Source organism: Roseibium sp. AWQ4_254 (genome assembly GCF_056161025.1).
Genome location: NZ_JBSWYH010000007.1, coordinates 38,126 through 48,709 on the forward strand (window position 1 = coordinate 38,126; position 10,584 = coordinate 48,709).

General features: G+C 58.3%; 9 protein-coding genes. 2 read left to right on the forward strand and 7 right to left on the reverse strand.

All coding sequences use genetic code 11. The annotated features are described in order from the left end of the window. Window positions 1-3 precede the first annotated feature (3 nt). On the forward strand, window positions 4-1,032 hold the full coding sequence (locus ACXAIC_RS06885; RefSeq protein ID WP_475175049.1) for a hypothetical protein: 1,029 nt from the start codon (window positions 4-6) through the stop codon (window positions 1,030-1,032). 83 nt (window positions 1,033-1,115) lie between these two features. On the opposite strand, the gene ACXAIC_RS06890 is transcribed toward ACXAIC_RS06885, so the two are convergent. The 4 genes from ACXAIC_RS06890 to ACXAIC_RS06905 all read right to left on the reverse strand — a co-directional run bounded on the left by ACXAIC_RS06890 (window position 1,116) and on the right by ACXAIC_RS06905 (window position 6,226). After that, window positions 1,116-1,931, reverse strand: a complete 816-nt coding sequence (locus ACXAIC_RS06890) for a M15 family metallopeptidase (RefSeq protein WP_475175050.1) — start codon at window positions 1,929-1,931, stop codon at window positions 1,116-1,118. A 1,193-nt stretch (window positions 1,932-3,124) separates the two neighbouring features. Continuing rightward, window positions 3,125-4,189 (reverse strand): TRAP transporter substrate-binding protein, encoded by a 1,065-nt coding sequence (locus ACXAIC_RS06895; RefSeq protein WP_475175051.1) that lies wholly within the window; start codon window positions 4,187-4,189, stop codon window positions 3,125-3,127. A 37-nt stretch (window positions 4,190-4,226) separates the two neighbouring features. Further along, window positions 4,227-5,792, reverse strand: a complete 1,566-nt coding sequence (locus ACXAIC_RS06900) for a TRAP transporter large permease (RefSeq protein ID WP_475175053.1) — start codon at window positions 5,790-5,792, stop codon at window positions 4,227-4,229. Beyond that, complete coding sequence (locus tag ACXAIC_RS06905) at window positions 5,789-6,226, reverse strand: TRAP transporter small permease subunit (RefSeq protein WP_475175054.1); 438 nt, start codon at window positions 6,224-6,226, stop codon at window positions 5,789-5,791. Before ACXAIC_RS06905 ends, ACXAIC_RS06900 begins: the two co-directional genes overlap by 4 nt. 557 nt (window positions 6,227-6,783) lie before the next feature. Between ACXAIC_RS06905 and ACXAIC_RS06910 the strand changes: the two genes are divergently transcribed. Next, complete coding sequence (locus tag ACXAIC_RS06910; protein WP_475175055.1) at window positions 6,784-7,326, forward strand: redoxin family protein; 543 nt, start codon at window positions 6,784-6,786, stop codon at window positions 7,324-7,326. A 262-nt stretch (window positions 7,327-7,588) separates the two neighbouring features. Here the strand turns inward: ACXAIC_RS06910 and cydX are convergent, their stop codons facing one another. From cydX to ACXAIC_RS06925, 3 genes are read right to left on the reverse strand one after another with little or no spacing between them, the layout of a single operon-like run. Beyond that, the gene (gene cydX, locus ACXAIC_RS06915; RefSeq protein WP_475175056.1) at window positions 7,589-7,711 is read right to left on the reverse strand and encodes a cytochrome bd-I oxidase subunit CydX; all 123 of its coding nucleotides are present in this window, start codon (window positions 7,709-7,711) and stop codon (window positions 7,589-7,591) included. A 13-nt stretch (window positions 7,712-7,724) separates the two neighbouring features. Next, entirely contained in the window at window positions 7,725-8,882 is a 1,158-nt protein-coding gene (cydB, locus tag ACXAIC_RS06920) for a cytochrome d ubiquinol oxidase subunit II (protein WP_475175058.1), read from the reverse strand. Window positions 8,883-8,888: 6 nt separating this feature from the next. Continuing rightward, a complete protein-coding gene (locus tag ACXAIC_RS06925) occupies window positions 8,889-10,493 on the reverse strand; it encodes a cytochrome ubiquinol oxidase subunit I (protein WP_475175059.1) in 1,605 nt (534 codons plus the stop codon). Window positions 10,494-10,584: the final 91 nt, after the last annotated feature.

A 10,584-nucleotide genomic window follows, 5' to 3' on the forward strand; every position in this document is an offset into this window, starting at 1 on the left:
CCCATGCCCTGTTTTTGCACCGTCCCGGCCGAGCATGTCCGCAATTATTATGACTGGGGAGTTACCCCGCTACTGCCGACACTGCCGCTGTCCCTCCGGCTGGCGGCCGCGCTCCCAGCGCTGGATCCTGCAAACCGGCTCGACATGCAAATTGCCGCCGGATTTGACCTGGCGCGCATGCCTCGGATCGACTTCGGCGGTGGCGCGGCCTTTCAACTGTCGGCCATGTTCAATCTCATGGTGGGGAATTTCAAACTCGACGACCTGCCGATGTTCGAAATGCAGATGCAGCAGGCCGCCGCCAGTATCGAGTCCAATGTCTGGCCGCGCCTGGGCTATCTCGCCAGCTTGAAAATCCAGCCATTGTTAAATTACGCCCTGGTTGCCCGGCTGGTGCTCGACCTCCAGGGATTCGGACTTGATCCCTTCGAAATGGCAAGCGAGCCGCCCGTCCCGTTTTCTCACAGCTACAGTTTTGCCCTCTCCCGCCCCCATTTTGAAATGGTCAAATTCATGGGGGGGCTCCCCGCTTTGGCAATGCTGAGTGAAACGCTCAATTTGCCGCCCCTGGGTAGCCCGGAGAGCTATTCCGGCTTGAGTAACTTCTTCGGGGCGATGGCGAATTTGCGCCCGCCGCACTTATCCATTCCGTTTCCTACCCTGACAAAGCTGGCCCTGGTGTTGGAATCCTTGGCGACTATCAACGAGGCCTTCGGTGATGCCGGCTTCGCCCCGGCGACCGTAAGGCGGGTGCGCCTGATGCTTCAGAATTGGTCGTTCTTCAATATCCCGATCCCATTGCCGGCACTCCGTTTGAACCAGATGCTACAAACATTGCCGCCGATGGAGGACATTAAACTGGGCGAGCGAATTGCCGGGTCGTCAAACTTCGCCGCACCGTCCTTTCATTTCAGCCCGCCGCGTCTGGCAATTTCACCGTTTCTGAATGTCATGCTGGCGCTTCAGGGTTCGCTGCAATTCGCAATCGACATGGAGCCTTTCGACATGTGCAGCATGTGTCCTTGCTCCTGAGGTCCCCGAAGCGCGCGCCTCGGGTCAGCGAAACCCGTTTCTCACGTGCACAACGGTAAGTCGCTGAGTCCGCGAGCAAGTTCTTAGATTTCACCGAGCCGGCGCCACTGCAGCAGTTTTTCCCGGCTGACCTCGAAATGCATGGAATCCTCACGACTGAAGCCCGCTCCCCAGATCCAGCCTTCCTTCTTGAAGAAATCGGCCAGAAGGATCAATCCAAGCTGTGTCTTGCCATCGGCCAAGTTGTCGAGCACGCCGTCAATGTTGATATCCACCGCCAAACCGTAGGCGTGAGAGGACGCCGAAGTTATGGACCCGCGGATACGGCGCACGCACAAGGAGCCGGCGCTTTTGATCCGGTCGTAAAGTTCCGGTTCAAAAACCTGAACATTGGCGAATACCTGGCGGATCGACACCAGTGCCGGTTCCAGCATGCGCGCCTTGATCGGCCCGACATCCTCGGTCTTCAAAAGACCTTTCAGTTTCGGATTGGTTGCCGATTGGCAATCGTCCGTAAGGCCTTCCCTAGGCAGTCCAATAAGGTCCCGCAGGAAGGACGGGGAGGCTACAGTGAGTCCTTTATTTACAGACCTTCGGTCGGCAATCAGAACCACCTGGGCAAAAGAATCTTTCAAGCTGTCCGAGGCAGCCGGGTTTTCTTTGGCCGCCTCCGGTTCTTCCGTTTGCCGGGAAAGACCCAATGACATCCGAATATCGAGCCCATCCACACGGCTTTGAAGTTGGGTCAACTCCCGCCGCAAGGTTTCCAATTCGGATTCCAGCTTGCTGGTATCAACCACCGCAACAGGTGGCGGAGCGAAATACCGGCTTGCCCAATGCCAGGCAAAAGGTGTCGAGGCAATTGAGAGCGCGAGAAGAATGCCGATAACATACCGCATTTGGTCAATCCGGAACCGAATGAAATTAACTTCGGTCCCAAAGCAGCCGAAGGGTTCAAAGGTATGTCCCAGCAAAAGGAAAAAAGGTTCAGAGTTTTGAAAAAAGAGGTCTTTTCGTGCTGTTCCGGTCAACGCAGAAGTTTGCTGAAATATTGGTAGTGTCGCAATTTTTTTCGAGGTCAGAGTGGCGGCTCTGTCTTGACACGTTTATCCTGCGAGTTCCATGAACTGGCGGTAAGCAGGGACACCCGGCTGGTTCAATAGTCCCTTTCGGATCATGTGCGCTGTTTCAATTCCGTCCAGCATCGCGCTTGCCGAATGGAACGCCTTGAAGCCTATCATCGGCCTGGTCAGTTTCGGGCAAACTTCCAAAACACACCAGTGTCGATGCGTTGGATTTAATAGGCTGCAAAGCCCGCGAACTTGTAATTTCCCGCCCAGTCCGTCAGCTGACGGTTAAGGCGGTCAATCATAGCGACGGTCCTGACATCATGGTTGCCGGATAAAGCTTTGACGAGTTTATGGGTGAACGCCTTAGCCTTTTCCTTGGGTATTGTGGTTGAGACACGCATGGTCCCCATCTATCCCGCTTACGAATGAGACCGTGTCCCAAAAAAACAAAGCCATGATTGACGTGGGTATTATGGGTTTTGCCCATATTCAGCGTCAGTTTGAGCTTGTCCTCCAGAAAAGCGCGAAGGGTGTGCACCTGCAGGACTTAGCCTTGTACCTAGACAACCGCCGCGAGATCGCATTGTCCGAGGCTCGCGCCTTTCGCACCAAATAATTCCTCGGCGTCGGCTTCGCGCTGGTTGCCCCCTGATCCCGGCATAACCACCAGGCTTGGTCACGCAATGGCTATTCGCCCGTCCTACCCCCAGTTCCATCGGAATCGGCGATACCAGCGCCAAGAAGTACAACGAGGGTACAACTTCGCTAATATCGGAACCTTTAGCGATTGATTTTGCGCCGTTTTTCGCGACGTCCATCCAATCCATCATGGGCGCGACGGCCAGTCGGGGCTGGTGGGCTGTGTAAAGGCGGTGTTCGGCTGTCATGGCCGCCTAGATATCATCAGCGGTGCACCGACGCAAAACCGGGACCTGCCCTGTCCCCAAATGACAGGGCAGCGCCTGACCTCAAGGCGCCGCCAGAAGAGTGCGCGCAAGGCGCTCAGGGCCAGGAAGACGTTGTCAGAGCCGCTGGGTGAAGGTGGCCGCCTTGACAAGCGCCGCGTAGTCCTTGGCCAGATCCAGGAACGCATCATAGCTTTTCTGGACGTCCGCAAAGACCGGGTTGGCGGCCGCGTTTTCGGCCATCACCTCGGTGACCGCCTTGCGCAGCGCGGCAATCACATCGTCCGGGAATGGACCAAAGGTGATGCCGTCGGCGATCAGCTTCTGCATGGCGACCGCGTTGTAATAGTCGAATTGGGAAGTGGTTTCGACGGAGGCTGCCTCTGCCGCATTGGCGATGATGGCCTGAAGATGGGCGGGCAGACTGTCAAAGGCGTCCTTGTTGACGACAATCTCAAGGGAAGCGGATGGCTCGTGGAACGCTGGCACATAGCAGTATTTGGCGACTTTCTGCAGGCCGAAGGCCATATCTAGCATGGGACCAGCCCATTCGGCCGCATCAATCGCGCCGGACTGGAAGGCCGGGAAGATTTCCGGAGGCGGCAGCAGAACCGCATTGACACCGAGCTTGCGCATGGCCTCGCCACCAAGCCCGGCAATGCGCATATTGAGGCCCGCCAGATCCTCAAGGCTTTTCACCGGCGTCTTGAACCAGCCAGCGGCCTGAACCCCGGAACTGCCGCAGTAAAACGGCTTGAGGCCGCGCTCTTCATAGATGCTGTCCCACAGATCCTGCCCGCCGCCATAGCGCAGCCAGGCGGTCATTTCCAGCGCGGTCATGCCAAAGGGAACGGCGGAGAAGAAATGCAGGGCTGAGTTCTTGGACGCCGAATAATAGGGCGTTGAATGGCCGATTTCCGTAGTGCCCTGCTGAACCGCGTCTTCCACGCCGAAGGGAGGCACCAGCTCCCCGCTGGAGAAGATCTTGAAAGTCAGCTCCCCGCCGGACATGACCTCCACCCGCTTGGCGAAGGTGGTGACATTGGTGCCGACACCCGGGGCCTTGGCCGGAAACGAGGTCGGCAATTTCCACTCGATCTTGCCCTTGGCAACGGCCGGGGCCGCCAGCAGGCTGGCAGGGGCTGCAGCCGCCCCCGCTTTCAGGAAATCGCGTCTTTTCATGATGTGTCTCCTTTTCAAGCAATAATAGAACACCAGGTCATCGGAACAGGATCTCCGGCAGCCAGGTCGCCAGCACCGGAAAGGCGGCAACAAGGCCAAGGGCCAGAAGCTGGATGACCACAAAGGGGATCACGGCCAGATAGATCTGACCGGTGCGGATGGAGGCCGGGGCCACGGAGCGGAAATAAAACAACGCAAATCCGAACGGCGGCGTCAAGAACGAGGTTTGCAGGTTGAGCGCGATCAGAACCGCGAACCAGACCGGGCTGATATCGCTCTGCAGAATGATCGGCCCGACAATCGGTACCACAATGAAGATGATCTCGACAAATTCCAGAATGAAGCCGAGCAGGAAGATCACCAGGAGGGTCAGGAACAGCATGCCATAGACCCCGCCGGGCAGCGCCTCCAGCAATTCGGCCACATGTCCGTCGCCGTCAAAGCCCCGGAACACCAGCGACAGGATGCTGGCGGCCATGACAATGCCGAAGATCATGCCGGTAATCGTGACCGTCTCCCGCAATGCCGCCGCCAGAACGCCGGAGCGCAGCAAGGGTGCCGACACCGCCAGCATCAAGGCAAGAACAGCAGCCGTGAGGACACTGGAGACGACCGATCCCGCCGTCCAGTTGATCTGGCCTTCATAAAAGCCAAGCCCGAGCAGGCCGGCCTGACGCAGTCCCAGAAGTAAAAGCGCCAGCATCGCGCAGCCAAGGGCCGCCCAGCTGACAGACCCGCCCTGCCCGGATGCGGCGATCAGCAAGGCCCCGGCAACACCGACACTGGCCGCTTCCGTTGGCGTTGCAATGCCGACCAGAATGCTGCCGAGGACTGCGACAATGAGACCAAGCGTTGGGGCAATGCTGCGGATCAGTTCACTAGCGCCCGGCCTTTCCACGGGCGCTGCCCTTTCCCCGGCAGCCGCCGCCCCCTTCCCGCGCAGCCGGATCAGCACATAGGCCGCATAAAGGGCCACCAGCAACAGACCGGGCAGCAAGGCGCCTGCAAACAGATCGCCCACTGTCACCGGATCGGGCGCAAAATTCCCGGCCTCCTGCTGGGCCTCGAAATAGGCGTTCGACACCTGATCCCCCAGAAGGATCAGCACGATGGACGGCGGAATGATCTGGCCGAGGGTGCCGCTGGCACAGATCAGGCCGCTGCTCATGCGTTTGTCGACCCCCGCCCCCAGCAGCGCAGGCAGCATGATCGTGCCAAGCATGACGATGGTTGCTCCGATAATGCCGGTGGAGGCAGCAATCAGCGCGCTGACCAGAACCACAGCGAGCGCCAGAGCCGACTGATTGCCGCCAAGGGCCGCCGACAGGCTCTTGAGCATGCGCTCGGCCTGATTGGATTTTTCCAGAAGCAGCCCCATGAAGACAAACAGCGGCACGGCCAAAAGAAGCGGATTGGACATAATGCCGAACAGACGCTGGGGCACCGCCTGAAAGAACACCAGATCAAAATCCCCAGCGGCCGCCGCCAGCAGCGCCACAAGTGTCGGCGCCCCGGCAATTGCCAGAAGCACCGGCACGCCGGACAGGATCGCGGCAAAGACGGCAAAGGCCATCAGCAAAAGCCAGACAATATCGATACTCATGAGGCCGGGCGCCTCACAAGGCCGGCCAGCCGGGTCAGGATCAGCAAAAGCACCAGAGCAGGCAGCACAAGCAGACAGGTCTTGACCACAAACAGACCCGGCAGCCCGCCGGTTTCAGGCGAGCCTTCCAGGATTTCCCAGGAACTGCGCACCAGGGGAAATCCGCTCCAGAGCATCAGGCCAAAGACAGGCAGGGCGAAGAGCAGATCTCCCGCTAGGTCAATACGCCGGTTGGTGCGGACGCTGAAACGCTGGCGGAAGACATCGACCCGTACATGTTTATCGCCTTCAAAGGAGACGGCGACTGACAAGGCCACCAACGCCGCAAAGGCGTAATTGACCGCATCTTGAAGTTCCAGAAGCCCGAACCCGAGCAGATAGCGCATCAGCACCATGGCCAGCTGCCCGAGAAAGACCACAATGGCCAATCCCATACACAGGCGCCGCACCGCCCCAAAGACTCGTCCTGTCAAATTCCCACTTCCCGCGCGCTTGGCGCCGTGTCCGCCTCGTATAGGCCAAGAGCAAGTCCCCTTGATCTGGCCTGAATCTGGGAAAAACACTATTGGGCAATCGCCGGTCTGTATAGCGGCTTTTGACACTTCTTTGGCGCAAGGCCTACTTTTTCGCCCCTGGCAGATCCAGACCATGCCCCTTCGCGTCTTGAAAGGCCTGAACGTAAGGACCGCACCTGCTGCGACGCACCAAAGCGTCCCCTTTGGCAGGCCCCTCAAAGTCGAACCTCTTGGCAGCTCAGCAGCGGCAAACTCAACGGTTTTCTGCCAGTTCACAATAGCCAAACGAGCTGTGAATTGTCAGCTGAACTATGGGTCGGGTTTGAAGAGCGCCTTGTGGCAGCGCAGCATTTGCGCTACCGGAAGGGTCTGGACGTTTCTGCAGACGCCGTGACCGGACCTCGCCCTCCCATCGGCCGTTCCGGCTGTCTCTCCTCTCAGCGTCCATCAGATCTTGACACACCTGGAGTTCAATGATGCTCGGCAAAAAAGTTCCTTCCGTTACCTTCCGCACCCGTGTCCGCGACGAGAGCGTTGACGGCCCCAACCCGTTCCGCTGGGAAGACAAGACCAGCGACGACTATTTCAAGGGCAAGAAAGTTGTCCTGTTCTCCCTGCCAGGTGCCTTCACGCCGACCTGCTCCACCTTCCAGCTGCCGGATTTCGAGAAGCTCTACGAAGAGTTCAAGGCAGAGGGCGTTGACGAGATTTACTGTATCTCTGTCAATGACGCCTTCGTCATGAACGCCTGGGCCAAGGCGCAAGGCGTTGAAAATGTGAAGGTGATCCCGGACGGGTCCGGCGAATTCACCCGCAAGATGGGCATGCTGGTCGCCAAGGATAATCTTGGGTTTGGCATGCGCTCCTGGCGCTATGGCGCGGTTGTCACCGACGGCACAGTTGAACAGTGGTTCGAAGAAGAAGGCTTCTCCGACAACTGCGAAAGCGATCCTTACGGCGTGTCCTCGCCGCAGAACATTCTTGAAAAGCTGCGCGCTGCCAAGATCGAAGCCGCCTGAGGCCTGACGCATATCGCGTTTCATGAGCGCAGCACGCGATAAAACCCTGAAACAAAAAAGGCCCCGGATGCTGATCCGGGGCCTTTTTTGTCTTTTGACGCTTGATCGTACGAGCCCTTGTCCTTACGGAAACAGGCCAGCCTGCCGGCCGGGCCTGATCGGATCGAGCCGGGCCGCGTTTGTTAACGGTCAGTCTGGGAGACTCTTGTGTTGAAATCCCTGATAGCAGACACAGAAAGGAACACCCGGTTGACCGCTCCCGTCACGAACGCCGCATGCTCTCTTCGCGCCGTTCGTCTTCCGCGCGCAGCTCCAGCCACATGGCGTTCAGGATCGCCAGGCAACAGGCCAGCGGCATTCCGAGCATCCAGGCAAAATACCACATCGTTCGTCTCTCCTCAGTAGGCCGTATGGCTGTCGCGTTCGATGCTTTCCGCATCGACCTTGCCCCACAGGACTTTGTAAACCCAAGCCGTGTAGGCCAACACAATCGGCAGGAAGATGATGGTAACCACCAGCATGTTGAAAAGGGTCGGATGACTTGAAGGCGCATCCCAGACCGTCAGACTCGCATCCGGCTGGATCGAGGACGGCAGGATGAAGGGGAACATGGAGATCCCCACTGTCGAGATAATCCCGACAATTGCCAGTTTCGAGAACAGGAAGATCAGGCCTTCCAGCCGGGTCTGCAGCAGGATCAGCGTTGCAAACAGCCCCAGAAACCCGAGCCCCGGAACGGCCCACAGCGCGGGATACGCTGCGTAATTGGCCATCCAGGCGCCACCTTCGACAATCGCCTGCTTGGCGAGCGGATTGGCCGGCATGTTCGGGTCAATCTCGGAGGTGATGCGGAAGCCTTCCACGAAACCGCTGGCAATCATATAGCCGCCAAGCGCAAACAGAACGATGCTTGCCAGCGCCGCGATGGTTCCAAACCGGCGGGCCCGTGCGGCCACCTCCCCCGTTGCCCGCATGACCAGCCAGACAGCGCCATGCGTGACCAGCATGCACACAGACAAAAGTCCGCAGACCAGCGAGAAGACCGAGAACAGACCGAAGAAGTTGCCTTCATAGGTCATGCGCAGTTCGTTATCGAGCGTGAACGGCACGCCAAGCAGGACGTTGCCGACCGCAACCCCGAAGACCAGCGCCGGAACAAAGGACCCGGTGAACAGCGCCCAGTCCCAGGCGGTGCGCCAGGACGGGTCGGGTTTCTTTGACCGGTACTTAAACGCGACCGGCCGCAGGATCAGGGCCGCCAGGACCACAAACATAGCCAGGTAGAAGCCGGAAAAGCTGATCGCATAAAGCGCTGGCCAGGCGGCGAAAATCGCGCCGCCGCCCAGAATGAACCAGACCTGATTGCCTTCCCAGGTCGGCCCGATCGTGTTGATTGCAACACGCCGCTCAATATCGGTCTCGGCGACGAAGGGCAGCAAGGCACCGACCCCCATATCAAAGCCGTCCATGACCGCAAACCCGATCAAGAGCACGCCAAGCAGCACCCACCAGATCACTTTCAGGATCGAGTAATCGATCAATTCATAGAGAATCATGACTGTTTACTCCGCTGGGACAGGTGTTCGACCCGAATGGGGCTGGGCCGCAACAGGGGTATCAGGCTGGCCAAGGTCACCGTCTTCCGGGCCGATCTTGATGTATTTGATCATCAAGGAGACCTCGATCACCAGCAACGTGCTGTAGAGCGCGACAAAGCCGGCAAGGGTGAGCAGCACCTCGGTCACCGTCAGATTGGACACGCCCGCCGATGTCGGCAGCATGCTTTCGATGATCCAGGGCTGACGGCCATATTCGGCCACGAACCAGCCCATTTCGCAGGCAATCCACGGCAGCGGGATCGACCAGACCGCCACATGCAGCAGCCAGCGCCGGTTGTTCCGCAATTTGTCCAGCCGCCCCGCCGAGGAATAGAAGAACAGAACCCCGGTGAACAAGATGAAGAAGAAGCCGCAGGCAACCATGATGCGGAAGGAATAGAACATCGGCCAGACATTCGGCACGGTGGACCACGCTGCCGCATCCACCTGCTCTTCCGTCGCTGTCAACGGATTGTCTGTATAGGGCAGCAGCAGATAGGCATAGCCGAGCGAATGGGCATTCTCGGAGAAGGTTTGACGGACCTCATCGGAAACGGCGTCCGGGTTGGCCCTGACCTTCTGCAACGCATCCCAGGCAAGCACGCCCTCACGGATACGTTCCTTGGAAGCATCCACCAGCTCGTTGATGCCGGGTATGACCTTATCGAGAGACCGTGTTGCAATCAGGCCCATGACATAGGGGACCTCGATGGCAAAGATGTTTTCCCGCTTTTCCATATCCGGCAGGGCAATCACATTGAACGCGGCCGGAGCCGGTTCGGTGTGCCACATGGCCTCGATGGTGGCGAGCTTCATCTTCTGGTTCAGGTTGGCTTCATAGCCACTCTCGTCGCCAAGAACGACCACCGACAGGGCTGCGGCAAAACCGAAGGCCGAGGCGATGGTAATGGAGCGTTTGGCGATTTCGATATGCCGCCCTTTCAGCATGTACCAGGCGGAAATACCGATCATGAACATGGCAGCCGTGACATACCCGGCCGAGACCGTATGCACGAACTTGGCCTGCGCGACCGGATTGAACAACACATCGAAGAAGCTGGACACTTCCATGCGCATGGTATCGACATTGAACGCCGCACCAACGGGATGCTGCATCCAGCCATTGGCGATCAAAATCCAGAGCGCTGAGAGGTTCGTGCCAATGGCCACCGCCCAGGTTGCGGCCAGATGCTGCCGTTTCGACAACTTGTCCCAGCCGAAGAAGAACAGCCCGACAAAGGTTGCCTCCAGGAAGAAGGCCATCAGACCCTCGATCGCCAGCGGCGCACCGAAGACATCGCCCACATATTGGCTGAAATAGGCCCAGTTCATGCCGAACTGGAATTCCATAGTGAGTCCTGTTGCGACGCCGAGAACAAAATTGATCCCGAACAAGGTGCCCCAGAATTTGACCATCCGTTTCCAGATTTCGCGGCCGGTCATCACATAAACCGTTTCCATGGTCGCGAGCAAAATGGACAGACCGAGGGTCAAGGGCACAAACAGGAAGTGATAGAGCGCTGTCATAGCAAACTGCAGCCGTGACAGGTCAACGACGTTGAGTTCCATCGTGTTTCCCCTTTAAAGCCGGTAGTGGCTTGAGCGTTTAATAAAACCGGGCTACGACCAAATTCCTTGAGCCAAATCAATTGCTTCCAAT